This is a genomic window from Acinetobacter sp. 778_lipA, assembly GCF_058242985.1.
In genome coordinates, this window is sequence record NZ_JBZAYT010000001.1 from 3,116,520 (window position 1) to 3,133,357 (window position 16,838).

Sequence of the window (16,838 nt, forward strand, 5' to 3'; positions counted from 1 at the left end):
CTACTTATATAAACATATAGATTTAATTCAGCTTCATGCTTTTTCAACCAGATAATCAAAACATTTCTACCTTAAGGTCTACCTTTTAATTTTAATCGATGCAAAGCCCCAAACACTGCACAATAGTTAAATAACAGTGAATTTAAACACTCAATAATAGAAACTTAAGCAATCAATAGTCATTGCATGAAAGCACATTTTTAATTTAGGAAGATCGATAAAGGTAAAACTATGAATCACAAATCAAGCATTTTACTGCTCTTACCGTTGCTCGTCATAGCATGTAGCGAAGAATCTACAACTCAAAAAGTTCCGACGCCTGCACATATAGAGACCCAAATTTCAAATACAACAGTTCAACCACAAATTATTTTTTTAGAAGTCAGTCCTGAAATTCGACCCTGTACTGGTGTTGCACCACAAACCTGTTTTTTAGTCCGTGAATTGACAATAAGCGAAACTGGTCAAAAAAATTATAGCGAAAAAGAAGCGAGTTATTTTTATGATTCTATTGACGGCTTTACCCATAATTCAAAGTCTTATCAAATTATTAAGGTCAAGCGCACAGAAATTGTCAATCCGGCCGCTGATCAGTCTCAATACCAATATGAGCTCGATTCAGTTGTTGAAACGATTCCTAAAAAATAAGCTTGTCACTGTTTTAATTGCTCAGAAAAAACCGATGCAAAAGCATCGGTTTTAAGTTCAAAATCAAACAGAAATTAGAACACGCCTTGCGCCAACATTGCATCTGCAACTTTTACAAAACCAGCAATATTTGCACCATTTACATAGTTCACTGTGCCATCTGCTTGAGTACCATACTTCACACAGTTACGGTGAATTTCTTTCATAATCGCATGTAAGCGCTCATCCACTTCTTCAAATGTCCACCCCAAACGAATCGAATTTTGTGACATTTCAAGGCCAGAGGTGGCAACACCACCTGCATTAGACGCTTTACCTGGCGCATAAAGAATTTTTGCTTCTACAAATTTTTCTACAGCTTCTAGTGTTGAAGGCATATTGGCACCTTCAGCAACACAGATTACACCATTGGCAAGAAGTACATCTGCATCTTCTTCATTTAATTCATTTTGAGTTGCACATGGCAATGCAATATCACACTGAATTGACCAAGGGCGTTGACCTTCTAAATATTCAAAACCGTGTTTTGAAGCAAATTCAGAAATACGTCCACGTTTTACGTTCTTAAGTTCCATCACTTCGGCAAGAAGCTCATTGGTAAAGCCATTTTTTACATGTACCGTGCCATTTGAGTCAGACAATGAAACCACTTTCGCGCCTAAATAAATAGCTTTTTCTGCAGCAAACTGCGCAACGTTGCCCGAACCTGAAATCACCACAGTTTTATCTTTAAAGCTTTCACCGCGAGTTTTTAGCATTTCTTCAGCAAAATAAACTGTACCAAAACCAGTTGCTTCTGGGCGAGCCAAAGAACCACCAAATGATGAACCTTTACCCGTAAATACACACGAAGTGTCGTTACTGAGCTTTTTCATCATACCCGCCATGTAACCCACTTCACGGCCACCCACACCAATATCCCCTGCTGGAATATCAGTATTTGAACCTAGATGTCGGTATAGTTCGATGATTAATGCTTGGCAAAAACGCATGATCTCACCGTCTGACTTGCCTTTCGGATCAAAATCAGAACCACCTTTACCGCCACCCATTGGTAGTGTAGTCAAAGCATTTTTAAACGTTTGCTCAAAACCTAAAAATTTTAAAATAGAAAGGTTTACAGATGGGTGAAACCGCATGCCGCCTTTAAATGGACCAATAGCAGAATTATATTGAACACGAAAAGCACGGTTAACTTGAGTTTGGCCCTTGTCATCTACCCATGAAACCCGGAATTGAATCGCTCGTTCTGGCTCAACAAGACGTTCAAGCAAACCGTGCTCAGCATACTCTGGGTTTTTCTCAATAAATGGCCACAAACTGGTCATAACTTCTTCCACAGCTTGTAAAAACTCTGGTTGATTTGGATCACGTGCTTTAACGTAATTTAAAAAGTCATTCAGGCTATTATATTTCAACGCTCATTCCTCAGCAGAAAATGATACAAAAAAGGTCAACCCTTTTAATAAAATGATAAATTTTGGCGCAAAGTATTTAATCCCTTTTGTATATAATCCACAACCTTTTTTCAAATGTTTTTTCAAATAATATTTAAATTCAATATGATAATTTCTAATCAACCCCAAATAAAATGTCAATTTGTTGGCGTTTTTAAACAAAAATTATTCAATATTTTGATCTAAATTAGCGCATTTTTAGCGCCAAATTAGAGCAAAGATTTTCACTGTAAAACATGCTAAAATTGCAAAATATTCTTCGCTTTTACCAAGTATTTGTTCATTTTTCTTTAAAGTTTTATTCACATGAATTCATCGCTTTCCTTCATTCAGCAAATAGATGCTATTTTGCCACAAACACAATGTGGACTCTGTGGTCACCGTGATGGGTGTCTACCTTATGCAAAATCTATTGTAGAAAAAGGTGAAGCAGCCAATAAATGTGTGCCAGGTGGGCAACCTGTTGCAGATGCGCTTGCTGATATACTCAATCGCAATAAACTCGTTGCTGAACCAAGTGTCTGGCCAATTCAAAGCGATGGCCGCCCACAACGCATGAAAGCTATTATTCGTGAAGATGAATGTATCGGTTGCACCAAATGCATCAGTGCTTGCCCTGTAGATGCCATTATTGGTTCTGGTAAACTAATGCATACCATACTTACAGATTTATGCACTGGGTGTGAACTATGTATTGCTCCTTGCCCAGTAGATTGCATCGATTTAGTTGAAGACATCCAGCCTATTCCAAATGACGAACAACGTTTCTTAGAACAAAATGACTTACGTGGTCGTTACTATGCCCATATTCAACGTGAAGAAAAGCTACGCATCCATCGTAAAGGCCCTGTGGTTCGTGCAGAAATCGACACTGAACTCTTTGCACAAATAACACAGCAAAGTCAGGCTTTACCTACAATTGAAATCAACCAACCCATAATAAAAAATCCAATTGTTACAGATGCTAAAACCACCATTCAATTGGCTAAGCTGCGAACTCAAATTAAAAAATTAGAGAAACAATTGAGTGTTCGAGCAGATGAAAATAAGCAACATCAATTAAATGAATTGATTCAACAGTTATCTGTTTTGCAAGAGGATGCATCATGACTGTAAAGAATATGACCAAAAAGCAGATTCAGATTTTCTTTGAAAGATTACGCGAGCAACGCCCAAATCCGAAAACAGAACTCAATTACTCAAACCCATTTGAGTTGCTTGTTGCTGTTACTTTATCGGCTCAAGCCACAGATATAAGTGTCAACAAAGCCACTGATAAGTTATTTCCTGTCGCCAATACCCCTGAACAGATTTATGCATTGGGTGTAGACGGTTTAAAACAATATATTAAAACCATTGGTTTATATAATGCCAAAGCTGAAAATGTGATTAAAGCCTGTAAAATTCTGATTGAGAAGCACAATAGCCAAGTTCCAGATAATCGTGCTGATTTAGAGGCTTTACCCGGTGTAGGACGCAAAACTGCCAATGTTGTGCTGAATACCGCCTTTGGTCAGCCTACAATGGCTGTAGATACGCATATCTTCCGAGTTGGCAATCGTACTGGACTTGCTGTAGGAAAAAATGTACTTGAGGTCGAGCATCGTCTAATCAAAGTGATTCCAAAAGAATTTATTATAGACTCGCATCATTGGTTAATTTTACATGGGCGATATTGCTGTATTGCACGGAAACCGAAATGCCATGAATGTATTGTGTCAGATGTTTGTAATTGGCCTGATAAATATGAATTTGGCGCTGTACGCGAAGTCAAAACAAAGTAGCGAATAAACGAGAGATTTTAGCAAAGCATAATCATCATTTAATTAAAATCAGGCTTTGTCATTTTCCTGAGGAAGCTATTTTCCGAAGAAACAGCTAGCATCTTAAAATAGTTCTCAATCAAATCTGACTTAACACCTCTAAGGGCACCCAGCCAGACTGATCATCAGATAATCTGCTACACCAAATCCAGCCATTTAGTTGTTCTTCTCCAACCAATAGATCGCCATGATCTACATTGAGTTCTTTCGCTGTGTAATCTGCTATTGCATGGCGCCTTGATGCTTATTGATCCATTCAATGATTTGAGTAGCACCCCCCTCTAATCCATTGTCAACTGTGCAGAAATACCAATTGTCCCAATTCTCCGAGCCTTGATACTTTTCGCCTATGTTCAGCAAAGTCCCCTTTGAAAAATGAATAGGCTCTAAATATTCGCTAAGATGTGCTGTTAGGCAATCAATTTCATTTAGACAGTCTTCATATAATATGAATGCTGTGAATTTAACATGTAGATGGATAAACAAAATACTTAGAATTAATTGCTTACACATCTCAATCATAAAAATTCATCAGTTAAATTCATTAATTTGGAAGAATGAAGCGCGATGATAGATAAGGATGAATTTATCCTCAGCATTCATCTCCCTAATTATTTTACTTTTTATTTTCCAAATCTTTCTTTAACTTTTCAAGCCGTTTCCACTCTTCAGCCACCTGTGGATGCACTTGGTAATTACCTGATTTTCTCATTTCACGGCGTTGCTGAAGCTCTTCTTTTTGTGCTTTGCGTAGTAATTTAAAGCTTATATACAATAAGCCCAAAAGAAGCAATATACTCAAAATGACCAAAGCAATTAATACAAACTTCACTCTCTACGCCACTCTTGCAAAAAAAAGAGACCTAATATGAATCAGGTCTCTGTTATTGTCAAAGCTTAAAAAAATGCTTTGAATGCGGTCTTATTTATCTAAAATCGCAAATAAATCTTTTTGGACATCTTCTATTGGACGTAAACCGTTCAATTTATTATAAGTCGGTGCATTTTCCCCAGAAGCTGCACGCCCTTGATAGAAACCAACAAGCTGTTCAGTTTCATTATGATAAGAGCCTAAACGCTTACGAATCGTTGCTTCTTCGTCATCTGGACGTTGCACCAGATCTTCGCCAGTTTCATCATCTTTACCTTCCACTTTCGGTGGGTTATAAATCGTGTGATAAACGCGACCAGATGCTGGGTGCTGACGACGACCAGAAAGACGTTTTACGATTTCTTCGTCTGGCACTTCAATTTCGATCACATGGTCAATGCTAATCCCTTCGTTCTCTAAAGCCTCAGCTTGAGGAATCGTACGTGGGAAACCATCGAAAATACAACCATTTACACAATCAGGTTGTGCAATACGTTCTTTCACTAAACCGATAATAAGCTCATCAGATACTAAACCACCTGATTCCATTACACTTTTAGCTTTAAGACCTAATTCAGTACCTTCACGAATTGCAGCACGGAGCATATCACCGGTTGAAATTTGTGGGACATTGTAGCGCTTACAGATCAACTGAGCTTGTGTACCTTTACCTGCTCCAGGTGGTCCGAGTAATATAATGCGCATAAAAAAACATCCTCATTTAAAACAATATGTATGATACCGTTTGCCATGACAAATTAAAACTTATCATCGTAATGGCATCAAATTTATAAGAAAGCCACAAATAAATGTATTAGACCAGCAAAAAATCCAGTCACACCACCGAGTACTATCAAAATCCATTCGTCTTCCTGAAATGCAGGACGTAACAAGTTTTGAAACTCTTTTGGGGTTAACTCTCTGATCCGCTCTTTAAACATCTGAAAAATTTTCTGTGCACGGCTCGCATTAAACGCAGGGTCGCAAACAGGCACCATCGTAATTTCAATTGACCGATCAATCAAGTCTGTCTTGAGTTTTGCATACTCTTTTAGTCCTAAAGACAATTGTAAAGAGGTACGAACCAATGGAGTTTCCATAATTTCGTTAATATGACGCTTTACAATACGACGGGTTTTTTCTTTCTTAGGACCGTACATCATTTCAGTCATGATTGACTTTAATGTAATCAAATCTTCAGTGACGACACTTGCAAAAACATCTGACACTTCTTCTTGGCGTTTCATAAACGCACCTTGAACATTATAAGTGCCAATTCTTGGAATAACAGGTTTAATCCATGGAAATTTTCGATCTTTTGTCCGTTCAAAAAATTGTGGATAGCGTACATAATGTGGCTCTACAGGATTGAAAACCATCCAGATTGCAATCCAGTTGGTTAAAAAGCCCCAGACTGCAGCAAAGAAAGGTACAGTCCAATGTTGAGGAACAAATACATAGACAAACATTTGAAAAATACCAAAGAAACTGCCAATGACTGCACTAATATGCCAAATAAAGTTAATTTCTTTTTGTCCAACTTTTAAAAACATACGGACCATCAAACGGCGATCGCCTTCCATTTGAGTTACGACCATATCTCGCATGTTGACCAGTGACTCGACATTCATAGTCAGCTCGGTCACGAGTTCTCTTAAAACACCCGGCAATTGTTTATGCGCTTGACCATAAATTCGCCGTTTAATCGAATAAGGTAGGTTTTCCCACAAAACAGCATTACGATCTAACATCACCTCATCAATCAAATGCTCAAGTTCGAAACCGACTTGTTCACCGATAATCCGAGCCATATCTTCAGGGTCCATTGCATCTAAAAACTCACGCAAAGAACCTAGTTTGGATAATGTATTGTCTGTAATAATGCCTGAAATTCGCCCAGCTTTACGTGGCACAATCCCTTGCCATCCTACAGGTAAGGGACCAATATGAAATCCCCAAAACGTGATTGGATAAAATACCATTTTCAGTGCCATCCAAACGTGCGCCCACGTTACAAAGGCCGTCACTGGGATGATACTTAAAATGGCAAGATGATCAGGTCGAGCTGTAAAAGCGTGCCACAAACCATTAACGTATTCCAACATGCATGACTCTCGTATTTATTTCTATTTGCGGTCGAAGGATATAGATAAAATCATAAAACTTTAGAACCCGACACTTAAGGTATAAGCAAATTGTATTTGTGGACGAGTCTCTAGGATCATATCTCCATTTTTATTATGAAGTTCACTACCTGCACCCATCCCCACACTAAATGTACTTATACGCTCTTTATTCAATAAAACATAAGATAAATCGGCACCACCACCATATTGGACTTCATCACTTCCGTCCACTTTTTTGCTTTTAAGTGTTCCGCCATAGACCCCTACATAGAAGCCATTTTTATCTTTACCATTTAATACTACAGGAATTCTATAACCGACTTGGCCTGCAAACTCATGGTCACCATTATAAAAAACACCTAATTTAGTATAGGCAATTCCATAAGGATTTACCCATTCACCATTTGCATGAACCATCTGTTGTGTTACACCCGCACCGATATTCCATTTAGAAGCATCTTCAGGCTTAAACTTTGCCTCTGGTAAAATTCCCTTCATATCTGGCAAATAATCTTTAACATCAGCGTGCGCGAAACTTCCGACAGCAACCAATATTAATAAGGGAAAGATTTTTTTCATTATTTTCTCCATTATCCCTAATCTTAACTTAGGTCGAATCTATTTATCCTTAAGGCTCGACTTTAACAGAATTATTTTAGCACTCATATACAAAACACTATAAATTTAATGTCGCTAAGGTCAAATCCATATAGGGGCTATTGACATTTTGCCTAGCTTTACAATGATGCGTATTTTTCAAATGAAATGTAAACGGTCTCATCTAAGAAACAAAATCAATTACAGTTTTTAGTTAAAATATATTTTGATGACTTATTTGTGTTTTTTAATTTTTAAGACGCAATCTAGGGTAAAATGTTTGACCCCTAAATTCACCCATCTTTAAGTACTAAAGCCGACGACGTATGAAGCAGCAGTTTCCTCTAAAAAATGTCCAACAAGAAAAACGCATCTTCCGTGGTCGTGTCTTTTTTGCGATTGGTATTGTTTCATTTTTTATGTGCCTTCTAGTTGCACGCTATGCTTATCTGCAAATTTTTCATCATCAAGAGTTTAGTGAAGCGTCAGATAAAAACCGAATTCGACTACAACCTATAGCACCAGCACGTGGCTATATTTATGATCGTAATGGGATTTTACTTGCAGATAACTACCCTGTTTTTACCGCAACATTGAGCAAAGCCGATGTCGAAGATATAGATGACACTGTTAAGCGCTTGATTCCAATTTTAAATCTCAATCAAGAAGATATCGACCGTTTTAATAGCCGCATTAAAACCTCTAAAAAAACAGAACGTGTTACCTTAAAGCTAAATCTAACAGAACAAGATATTGCTCGCTTTAGTGAAATAAAGTTTCAATTTCCAGGTGTTGATATTGAAACTCAAATGACTCGCTATTATCCACATGGTGAATTGTTTGCTCATGTGGTGGGTTATGTTGGTCGTATTAACGATAAAGAACTTAAAGCAATTGATAAAGATAGTTACGCTGGCACAAACCTAATCGGGAAAATTGGTGTAGAAAAATCTTATGAGGAATTACTTCATGGCGTTCCTGGTTATGAATCGATTGAAGCTGATGCACATGGTAATGTGTTACGCCATTTAGGTCGTAAAGAGTCAACCAGAGGCAATGATTTATATCTTTCATTGGATTATGGTTTGCAAACTATTGCAGCAGAACAACTTAAAGATCGTCGTGGTGCAATCGTCGCAATTGACCCACGCACTGGTGAAATATTAGCGCTTGTTTCCAGCCCAAGTTTCAACCCGAACTTATTTGTGACAGGTATTGGGCATGCGGACTATACTGCTTTACGTGACAACTTAGACCAACCACTCTATAACCGCGCTGTTCAAGGGACTTACCCTCCCGGTTCTACCATCAAACCAATGGAAGGCTTAGGTGGCATCCATTTTAAAACTGTGGATTGGGGAACTACAATTTCCGATCCTGGTTATTTCCATTTACCTGGTGATTCACATAAATTCCGTGACTGGAAAAAAACTGGGCATGGCGCTGTCAATTTACATAAATCTATAGTGGTTTCTTGTGATACTTACTTCTATATCTTGTCTTACCAGATGGGTATAGATCGAATGAATGAATGGATGCGTCAATTTGGTTTCGGTGAAAAAACGGGTGTAGATTTACCAAGCGAAAGTACAGGTTTATATCCAAGTCCTGAATGGAAGATGCGTACTCGTAAGAGTAAATGGCTCAAAGGTGAAACCATTTCTGTCAGTATTGGTCAAGGTGCATTTACTGCCACTCCATTACAGTTAGCTATGGCAACGGCAATTACGGCCAACCATGGTGCGCATGTCACCCCACACGTATTACGTGAATCTAAAGGGGCGAAAAAGCATGAAGTACTCAATGCCCCGACAGGAAAAATCAACTTTAGTGGTACGGATGACGACTGGGTCAAAATGCGCGATGCAATGGTTGATGTTATTCAAACAGGTACAGGCCGAGGTATCCGTACACCGATGTACCAAATCGCAGGTAAAACAGGTACAGCACAGGTGAAGAGTATTGCGCAAGGCAAACGCTATAACGAAGCTGCACTGACATCAAGACAATTAGACCACGGTTTATTTGTTGGTTTTGCACCTGCTGAAAATCCTGAAATTGCCATTGCCGTGATTTGGGAAAATGGTAAGCATGGTGGTTCTGCTGCCAAAATTGCTCGTCCTGTATTTGATTACTGGTTGCTAACTCGCAAAAAGAATCCAATTGTACCGCTTAATCATCAAGTCAGTGGGGGCTTAATGACAGCCGGCATCAAACCGGGTGAACTGCCAAGTGGTGATGTTTCCCTTGCAGCAGATCCAAATGCCTTGCCTAAACCGAAGCCAAATACGCAGACCAATACGGCTACCCAAAACCGTATACCAACTCAAGGTCATAGTCCGACTTCGACGCAACCCACTCCTCCACCTGTACCTGAGGCTGATATCAGTGAATAATAAAGTGAAAAACCAATTACGTATTATTGGTGGAGAATGGAAACGTCGAGTTCTTCCTTTTGCTGATATCGATGGTTTACGTCCCACACCTGATCGAGTACGTGAAACATTGTTTAACTGGCTCATGTGGGATATTCAAAATGCCAAAGTCTTAGATCTTTGTGCTGGTTCAGGTGCTTTAGGATTTGAAGCACTTTCACGTGGTGCAAGGCACGTGATCATGATTGAACCCAATGCCACGCAAGCTAAATTTTTAAAAGACAATATTCAGTTGCTCAAAGCTGATAACTGTCAGCTAAAAACACAAACAGCACAACAAGCCTTATCCAATTTAAATGAACAGTTTGATTTAATGTTTTTAGATCCACCCTATAGTTTAAATTTATGGGATGAATTGGCTCAAAAAGCGGATCAATACTTATCTGATCAAGCATTGATTTATGTAGAAGCAGATCGTGGCTTAAATCAACTGAATTTACCCTCAACATGGCAATTACAGAAACAAACCAAAGCTGGTGTAGTACAAGCAGGTTTATTTAAAAAAATAATATAGGGTCTGTAGACATTTCATAAATGACTTGCGTTGTAGGTTAAAATTGAGCATGAGACGTATACGTCGTAAAGCAGGAAACGAAGAGAATAGCGAGACTATTTTCGAGTTTCATAACGTAGGCTGAGATAATTTTAGCCACAACCCTGAGCAAGAACAAAGCACTGCTTTGTTTGCAGCGCAAGGCGCAGTGGGGACTAGAGTAGTTTTTACCGCTACGTCGTTACCTTTCGAAACGATGTTTCTCATCATTTAGAATGATTAAGTTTCATAGTTCTTGCCTTGTATCATCCAAAAACCACTTGTAGTCGCAAACGTAGACGAATTGTCAACAGACCCTAATTACTTCATTCATATATTTTCAAACAACAAGATAGAAAAAAATGGGCATACATTGCCCATTTTTATATTTAAGATAAAGAATTAACGTCCTTTCCAATTCCAGTCACGATCATTGCGATCTCGGTCATAACGATGTCGATCACCATCACGATGCTGATCCCTGCGATGATCCGAATCATGTCGCTGATCATAACGACCATGACCACCTCGATGACCATCATCAAATGGTGCAACAATACAGCCGGTTAATGAAATAGCAACTACACCCAACACAATAACTTTGTTTAACATGATGACTCACCTCTTCATCTCATTTTGTTTAAGTTAGTCTTTTAATGTGTAGTGCTAAACAAGCTTATGTTTCAAGTTGTAGTATTTCCAACATGATTTCTTCATGGTAATAAAAATGATCGATAAAATATTTATTGTTAATAAGTCAGCGTTCTAATCCAAAACAGACGCAATAATTGCCCACGATCATAAGGAAAACTAGAGATGTATTCATAACCCACTTTGTTTAAAGCATTGATCTTAAATTCAATGCCATAACCAAAAGAAAGATAAAGCTCACTTGATGCAGGATTATCATTTGAAGGATTGAGCAATGATGTCTTTAATTGTTGTACATTGTAAGCAGTATAATTGAACACCCGAATACGCTCATTTTCATAAAATTTATTGGTTAAAATTGAATAATCTGCCAATTCATGCTCATGCTGTTCTGCTAGCTTTTTTTGCAATTGGTCTTGTTCAAAAAAAATATCATTTCGCTCAATGCTCATTTCAGTATCACTTAGGCTATTTTCTTGATTTTCAATTTTAAATAATTGCTCATCTTGCAATTGATCTGGTTGTCCTAATAATTCATCTTGATATTCCACAACTTGATTTTGTGCCTCTTCTACCATAAGTTCCAGATCATTAAAAGCATAAACATTTGAATTTATGAAAAATATAAAAATGACCATTAAATTGAGTGGGTAAATAGATCGCATGTTTTGCCTAATCAATTCATGATTTTTATCGGAGTTATACCAATCATAAAACAAGATGGTTGTCTCCTCTGTTTGTTTATAAGTCACTTAAATGATCAGTCTAATTGTAGCCTACATATAGATCAGAATGGCTAAAGCACACCTAATATCAAATGCGTTTCGTTTTAATTATAAATAATATGATCAATATGTTAAACCAATTAACTATCATTCTGAGCCATCATTTTATCAATAGGATTTAAAAAGTTTAATTATTTGAATATTCATATGTAATCAATCCACTAAGATGCTTAAATTTCTCTAGATGTTTTTTATATTTTTCATCTTGAGTATGTGCAATTGATAAACTTTGTAACTCATCTCTCAATCGAAGTGTCTGATCGATAAAAGTGCTAAAATTAAATTGATATCAAATGAGTTGATTTGAACATGGAAATACGAGATCAAATTATTCTAGTGACTGGTGGCGCACGTGGTTTAGGACTTGCAATTACCTATGCTTTGATTCGTGAAGGTGCAAGAGTTGTGGTGAATTATTTCAATAGTGAAGAATCCGCACAACAGCTTGCTAAGGAACATGCCGAACAGGTTTTTATTTACAAAGCAGATGTAACCGATGCAGATCAAGTCAACACGATGTTTAAAAAGGCAAAACTGCATTATGGACATGCAATCACTTCAGTGATTAATAATGCACTATTGGCATTTAAATTTGATGGTGATCTACGTCCAAAAGTTGAAACACTGAGCTGGCACAGTATGCAACAGCAATTGGACAGTGCAGTAAAAGCCGCTTTAAACACCACCCAAGCTGCGCTAGAAGATATGAAAAAAGATCATTTTGGTCGAATCATCAATATTGGAACCAATCTCGTGCAAAATCCTGTGGTTCCTTATCATGATTATACTGCGGCTAAAGCAGCACTTTTGGCTTTTACTCGAACCACTTCACATGATTTAGGTCAGTATGGTATTAATGTAAATATGCTTTCAGGTGGTCTATTACGTAAGACTGATGCCAGTAGTGCAACACCTGATCAAGTGTTTGATTTAATCGCAGCCTCTACGCCCTTACAAGAAGTCACCACACCTGAGCAGTTTGCAGATGCCGTGCTGATGTTTTTATCACCGTGGTCACGTGCTGTAACAGGACAAAATTTGATTGTGGATGGTGGTTTAGTCAAAGGCTAATTACAGATCACCCATCTCATATAAATTCCCTTTTTTTATTTTGATTACAAAGTTAAATACTAACAATCAAGAATCTACAACTAATACTCTACAACCAATAAAAATGGGAGCCGATTGGCTCCCATTTTTTAGCTTAAAAAATTAAAAATTAAATTAAACCAAGCCTTTCTTTTTTAAGACATCAAACATAGTTGAACCTAGTTCAGCTGGGCTACGGGTATATGCCATACCCGCTTTTTCAAATGCAGCAAACTTCTCTTCAGCAGTACCTTTACCGCCAGAGATAATCGCTCCAGCGTGACCCATACGCTTACCTTTAGGCGCTGTTACACCCGCAATATAACCAACAACAGGTTTAGTCACATTAGATTGAATATATTCAGCAGCTTCTTCTTCCGCACTACCACCAATTTCACCAATCATGATGATTGCTTCTGTTTGTGGGTCTTCTTGGAAAAGTTTTAAGCAGTCAATTTGGTTCATACCTGGAATTGGGTCACCACCGATACCAATACAAGTAGACTGACCTAAACCAAGCTTAGTGGTTTGAGCAACTGCTTCATAAGTCAATGTACCAGAACGAGAAATGATCCCGATTTTACCTGGTTGATGAATATGCCCTGGCATAATCCCAATTTTACATTCACCCGGTGTGATAATACCTGGACAGTTTGGACCGATTAAACGTGCATTATTACCATAAGTTTCAAGGTAACGTTTGGCTTTTAACATGTCTAAGGTTGGCACACCTTCAGTGATCACCACGATTAACTCAATACCAGAATCTACTGCTTCAACAATTGAATCTAGTACAAATGGAGCAGGTACATAAATTGATGTTGCATTTGCACCCGTTTCTTTTACTGCTTCACGCATTGTATTGAAAACAGGTAGACCAATATGAGTTTGACCACCTTTACCGGGTGTTACGCCACCAACTACTTTTGTACCATATGCAATTGATTGCTCAGAATGGAATGTACCATTCTTACCTGTAAAGCCTTGTACCAATACTTTTGTGTCTTTATTAACTAATACGCTCATGATTGATACTCCTTACGCTTTCACAGCAGCAACAACTTTTTCTGCGGCATCAGCTAAGCCGTTCGCAGAAATTAATTTTAGACCTGATTCATCAAGTAATTTAGCACCTAACTCCGCATTGTTCCCTTCCAAACGAACAACAACAGGTACGGTTACATTTACTTCTTGAACCGCTGCAATAATCGCTTCAGCAATCATGTCACAACGTACGATACCACCAAAAATATTGATCAACACACCTTGTACAGATGAATCTGAAAGAATAATTTTAAATGCTTCAATGACGCGATCTTTGGTTGCACCGCCACCAACATCAAGGAAGTTTGCTGGCTGACCACCATACAGTTTGATGATATCCATTGTTGCCATTGCAAGACCTGCACCATTTACCATACAACCAATATTGCCTTCTAGAGCAACATAGTTGAGGTCAAATTCAGATGCTTTTAACTCACGTTCATTTTCTTGAGATTTATCACGCATCGCAGCAATTTCAGGCAAACGATAAAGTGCATTTGAGTCGATACCGACTTTGGCATCTACACATAAGATTTCACCATTTTCACGAACGGAAAGTGGATTAATTTCAAATAGTGCAAAGTCATTTTCAACAAATGCTTTGTACGCGCCTGTCATGATAGTTACAAATTGGCTGATTTGCTTATCTTTTAAACCCAACTGGAAACCAACATCACGCGCTTGGAATGGCAATAAACCAACTAATGGATCTACTTCGACTTTAATAATTTTTTCAGGCGTTTCTTCAGCAACTTTTTCAATTTCTACGCCACCCTCTGTAGACGCCATGAATGTCACACGACGACTAGAACGATCGACCACTGCACCTAAATACAATTCACGTTCTACAGGATAAACATCTTCACAAACAAGGATACTATTTACAGGCTGGCCATTGGCATCAGTTTGATATGTGACTAAACGAGTACCTAACAGGCTTTTTGCATATTCAGCTGCTTCTTCTTTTGACTTAACAACTTTTACGCCACCCGCTTTACCACGACCACCTGCATGGACTTGGGCCTTCATCACAGCGAATTTGCCACTAATTTGCTCAAAGGCAGCAGATGCTTCTTCAGGCGTAGTGATTAAAATGCCTTCTTGAACTGGCATACCATATTTTTTTAACAGCGTTTTCGCTTGATACTCATGTAGATTCATGTTTTACCTTTTACTACTTTTCACATTGTTATGACACACCAATAATTAGACTTCCATCACAATAACTATCGGCATTTATTAAAGTTTGTTCTTTTATTTTTAGATGATTATTCAATTAAAAACAACCATCAAAAGTAAAAAGAGCGGTCGAAACCGCTCTTTTTTGTGTTATTTACGTTTACGCTGAATCGCGTGAATCGCACGCCCATCAACAGCAAGCGCTGCTTCATGAACGACTTCAGAATAAGTTGGGTGACCGAAAGTCATCAATTGTAAATCTTCAACAGAAGATACAAATTCAAGTGCAATCATACCTTGGTGAACAATGTCAGAAGCACCAGGACCAATGATATGCATACCCAATAAACGATCTGTTTTTGCATCTGCAACAAACTTCACAAATCCAGCAGATTCATTGGCAGCTAAAGCACGACCATTGACAGCAAATGGGAATTGACCGGTTTTAACGTCGTGACCTTTCTCTTTAGCTTGCTCTTCAGTCAAACCTACCCATGCAGCTTCAGGGTGTGTATAAATCACTGAAATAATGGTGTCGTAATTCACTTGAGCAGCATGACCATGCATACGCTCAACCGCCATTACACCTTCTTCCATTGCTTTATGCGCAAGCATTGGGCCACGCACCAAGTCACCAATTGCATATACACCGTCAACAGACGTTGCACACCAATCGTTCACTTCAACCAAACCACGTTCAGTTAATTTAATGCCTGAATCTTCAGCCAATAAACCTTCTGCATACGCTTTACGACCAACACAAACGATTAATTTATCGAAAGTTTGAGTTTTATCTTCGCCTGCTTGATTATATTGAACAGTCACTTCACGACCATTCACTTCAGTGCCTGAAACTTTAGCACCAATACGAATATCTAAACCTTGTTTTGTTAAAAGTTTTTGATAATCTTTTGCCAACGCTTTATCCGCCATTGGTAAGAATGCATCTAATGCTTCGAACACAACAACTTCAGATCCAAGACGACGCCATACTGAACCAAGTTCCAGCCCAATTACGCCTGCACCAATTACACCTAAACGTTTAGGCACTTCTTGGAATTCTAAAGCACCTGTTGAATCAACGATAAGGTCTTCATCAACTTTTGCTACAGGAATATTTACAGGTACAGAACCAGTTGCAAGAATTACGAATTTAGGTTCTAAAACTTGAACATCACCACCTTCTAATGGTGTGAATTCAACTTTTTTACCAGCAAGTAGTTTACCCGTACCTTGTAACCACTCGATACCATTGCCTTTCAGCAATTGAGCAACACCACCAGTTAAGTTATCTACAACTTTGTCTTTACGAGCAAGAAGCTTTTGAAGATCAAGTTGGACATTTTCAACTGTAATACCGTGAACATCTAAGCCATGAAGAGTATCTTCATAGTGATGAGAAGAATCTAAAAGTGCTTTAGAAGGAATACAACCTACGTTTAAGCAAGTACCACCTAAAGATGGCTTACCTTTGTGTACACGTTTTTCGATACACGCAACTTTGAAACCAAGTTGAGCAGCACGAATTGCCGCTTCATAACCACCTGGCCCACCGCCGATTACAACTAAATCAAACTGAGACATGCTTATCTCCAAAAACG

16 protein-coding genes are annotated in these 16,838 nt (G+C 38.3%); 6 read left to right on the forward strand and 10 right to left on the reverse strand.

Annotated elements, in window-relative coordinates; all coding sequences use genetic code 11:
- Positions 1 to 231 precede the first annotated feature (231 nt).
- The gene (locus AC4CUY_RS14830) at positions 232 to 648 is read left to right on the forward strand and encodes a DUF4377 domain-containing protein (protein WP_336951778.1); all 417 of its coding nucleotides are present in this window, start codon (positions 232 to 234) and stop codon (positions 646 to 648) included.
- A 74-nt stretch (positions 649 to 722) separates the two neighbouring features.
- On the opposite strand, the gene gdhA is transcribed toward AC4CUY_RS14830, so the two are convergent.
- The gene (gdhA, locus tag AC4CUY_RS14835) at positions 723 to 2,066 is read right to left on the reverse strand and encodes an NADP-specific glutamate dehydrogenase (protein ID WP_336951779.1); all 1,344 of its coding nucleotides are present in this window, start codon (positions 2,064 to 2,066) and stop codon (positions 723 to 725) included.
- Positions 2,067 to 2,411: 345 nt separating this feature from the next.
- Here gdhA and AC4CUY_RS14840 point away from each other — a divergent pair, with 345 nt between their 5' ends.
- Both AC4CUY_RS14840 and nth read left to right on the forward strand, forming a co-directional pair.
- On the forward strand, positions 2,412 to 3,215 hold the full coding sequence (locus AC4CUY_RS14840; protein ID WP_336951780.1) for an RnfABCDGE type electron transport complex subunit B: 804 nt from the start codon (positions 2,412 to 2,414) through the stop codon (positions 3,213 to 3,215).
- Positions 3,212 to 3,889, forward strand: coding sequence for an endonuclease III (nth, locus tag AC4CUY_RS14845; protein ID WP_336951781.1), 678 nt, complete (start codon positions 3,212 to 3,214; stop codon positions 3,887 to 3,889). Before AC4CUY_RS14840 ends, nth begins: the two co-directional genes overlap by 4 nt.
- 655 nt (positions 3,890 to 4,544) lie before the next feature.
- Here the strand turns inward: nth and AC4CUY_RS14850 are convergent.
- From AC4CUY_RS14850 to AC4CUY_RS14865, 4 genes are all read right to left on the reverse strand, one after another.
- Positions 4,545 to 4,760: a hypothetical protein gene (locus tag AC4CUY_RS14850; RefSeq protein WP_419820175.1), complete on the reverse strand. Its 216-nt coding sequence runs from the start codon at positions 4,758 to 4,760 to the stop codon at positions 4,545 to 4,547.
- A gap of 90 nt (positions 4,761 to 4,850) precedes the next feature.
- Positions 4,851 to 5,504 (reverse strand): adenylate kinase, encoded by a 654-nt coding sequence (gene adk, locus AC4CUY_RS14855; protein ID WP_004717260.1) that lies wholly within the window; start codon positions 5,502 to 5,504, stop codon positions 4,851 to 4,853.
- A gap of 83 nt (positions 5,505 to 5,587) precedes the next feature.
- Positions 5,588 to 6,904 carry a DUF445 domain-containing protein gene (locus AC4CUY_RS14860; protein WP_004717262.1) on the reverse strand — a complete coding sequence of 439 codons (1,317 nt, stop codon included), beginning with the start codon at positions 6,902 to 6,904 and terminating at the stop codon, positions 5,588 to 5,590.
- A gap of 60 nt (positions 6,905 to 6,964) precedes the next feature.
- The gene (locus AC4CUY_RS14865; RefSeq protein ID WP_336951782.1) at positions 6,965 to 7,504 is read right to left on the reverse strand and encodes a hypothetical protein; all 540 of its coding nucleotides are present in this window, start codon (positions 7,502 to 7,504) and stop codon (positions 6,965 to 6,967) included.
- 344 nt (positions 7,505 to 7,848) lie between these two features.
- On the opposite strand from AC4CUY_RS14865, the gene mrdA reads away from it, so the two are divergent.
- Together mrdA and rsmD are read left to right on the forward strand one after the other, a co-directional pair.
- Positions 7,849 to 9,918 (forward strand): penicillin-binding protein 2, encoded by a 2,070-nt coding sequence (mrdA, locus tag AC4CUY_RS14870; RefSeq protein ID WP_483770775.1) that lies wholly within the window; start codon positions 7,849 to 7,851, stop codon positions 9,916 to 9,918.
- Between the two features lie 4 nt (positions 9,919 to 9,922).
- Positions 9,923 to 10,471 carry a 16S rRNA (guanine(966)-N(2))-methyltransferase RsmD gene (gene rsmD / locus AC4CUY_RS14875; protein ID WP_171500312.1) on the forward strand — a complete coding sequence of 183 codons (549 nt, stop codon included), beginning with the start codon at positions 9,923 to 9,925 and terminating at the stop codon, positions 10,469 to 10,471.
- Positions 10,472 to 10,891: 420 nt separating this feature from the next.
- On the opposite strand, the gene AC4CUY_RS14880 is transcribed toward rsmD, so the two are convergent.
- Positions 10,892 to 11,101: a hypothetical protein gene (locus AC4CUY_RS14880; RefSeq protein ID WP_336951784.1), complete on the reverse strand. Its 210-nt coding sequence runs from the start codon at positions 11,099 to 11,101 to the stop codon at positions 10,892 to 10,894.
- Between the two features lie 137 nt (positions 11,102 to 11,238).
- Positions 11,239 to 11,892, reverse strand: a complete 654-nt coding sequence (locus tag AC4CUY_RS14885) for a hypothetical protein (RefSeq protein WP_483770773.1) — start codon at positions 11,890 to 11,892, stop codon at positions 11,239 to 11,241.
- A 342-nt stretch (positions 11,893 to 12,234) separates the two neighbouring features.
- Here AC4CUY_RS14885 and AC4CUY_RS14890 point away from each other — a divergent pair, with 342 nt between their 5' ends.
- Entirely contained in the window at positions 12,235 to 12,996 is a 762-nt protein-coding gene (locus tag AC4CUY_RS14890; RefSeq protein WP_483770772.1) for a 3-oxoacyl-ACP reductase, read from the forward strand.
- A gap of 153 nt (positions 12,997 to 13,149) precedes the next feature.
- Here the strand turns inward: AC4CUY_RS14890 and sucD are convergent, their stop codons facing one another.
- From sucD to lpdA, 3 genes are all read right to left on the reverse strand, one after another.
- Positions 13,150 to 14,040, reverse strand: a complete 891-nt coding sequence (sucD, locus tag AC4CUY_RS14895; RefSeq protein ID WP_004717274.1) for a succinate--CoA ligase subunit alpha — start codon at positions 14,038 to 14,040, stop codon at positions 13,150 to 13,152.
- A gap of 12 nt (positions 14,041 to 14,052) precedes the next feature.
- Positions 14,053 to 15,219 (reverse strand): ADP-forming succinate--CoA ligase subunit beta, encoded by a 1,167-nt coding sequence (sucC, locus tag AC4CUY_RS14900; RefSeq protein ID WP_004717276.1) that lies wholly within the window; start codon positions 15,217 to 15,219, stop codon positions 14,053 to 14,055.
- A gap of 168 nt (positions 15,220 to 15,387) precedes the next feature.
- Positions 15,388 to 16,821, reverse strand: coding sequence for a dihydrolipoyl dehydrogenase (gene lpdA / locus AC4CUY_RS14905; RefSeq protein ID WP_004717278.1), 1,434 nt, complete (start codon positions 16,819 to 16,821; stop codon positions 15,388 to 15,390).
- Positions 16,822 to 16,838: the final 17 nt, after the last annotated feature.

Excerpts from the sequence above, each read along its gene's own strand:
- mrdA (WP_483770775.1), top strand. The coding sequence starts at position 7,849 with ATGAAGCAGCAGTTTCCTCTAAAAAATGTCCAACAAGAAAAACGCATC.
- sucD (WP_004717274.1), bottom strand. The coding sequence starts at position 14,040 with ATGAGCGTATTAGTTAATAAAGACACAAAAGTATTGGTACAAGGCTTT.
- AC4CUY_RS14865 (WP_336951782.1), bottom strand. The coding sequence starts at position 7,504 with ATGAAAAAAATCTTTCCCTTATTAATATTGGTTGCTGTCGGAAGTTTC.
- AC4CUY_RS14860 (WP_004717262.1), bottom strand. The coding sequence starts at position 6,904 with ATGTTGGAATACGTTAATGGTTTGTGGCACGCTTTTACAGCTCGACCT.
- AC4CUY_RS14840 (WP_336951780.1), top strand. The coding sequence starts at position 2,412 with ATGAATTCATCGCTTTCCTTCATTCAGCAAATAGATGCTATTTTGCCA.
- sucC (WP_004717276.1), bottom strand. The coding sequence starts at position 15,219 with ATGAATCTACATGAGTATCAAGCGAAAACGCTGTTAAAAAAATATGGT.
- AC4CUY_RS14880 (WP_336951784.1), bottom strand. The coding sequence starts at position 11,101 with ATGTTAAACAAAGTTATTGTGTTGGGTGTAGTTGCTATTTCATTAACC.
- lpdA (WP_004717278.1), bottom strand. The coding sequence starts at position 16,821 with ATGTCTCAGTTTGATTTAGTTGTAATCGGCGGTGGGCCAGGTGGTTAT.
- AC4CUY_RS14890 (WP_483770772.1), top strand. The coding sequence starts at position 12,235 with ATGGAAATACGAGATCAAATTATTCTAGTGACTGGTGGCGCACGTGGT.
- nth (WP_336951781.1), top strand. The coding sequence starts at position 3,212 with ATGACTGTAAAGAATATGACCAAAAAGCAGATTCAGATTTTCTTTGAA.
- AC4CUY_RS14830 (WP_336951778.1), top strand. The coding sequence starts at position 232 with ATGAATCACAAATCAAGCATTTTACTGCTCTTACCGTTGCTCGTCATA.
- adk (WP_004717260.1), bottom strand. The coding sequence starts at position 5,504 with ATGCGCATTATATTACTCGGACCACCTGGAGCAGGTAAAGGTACACAA.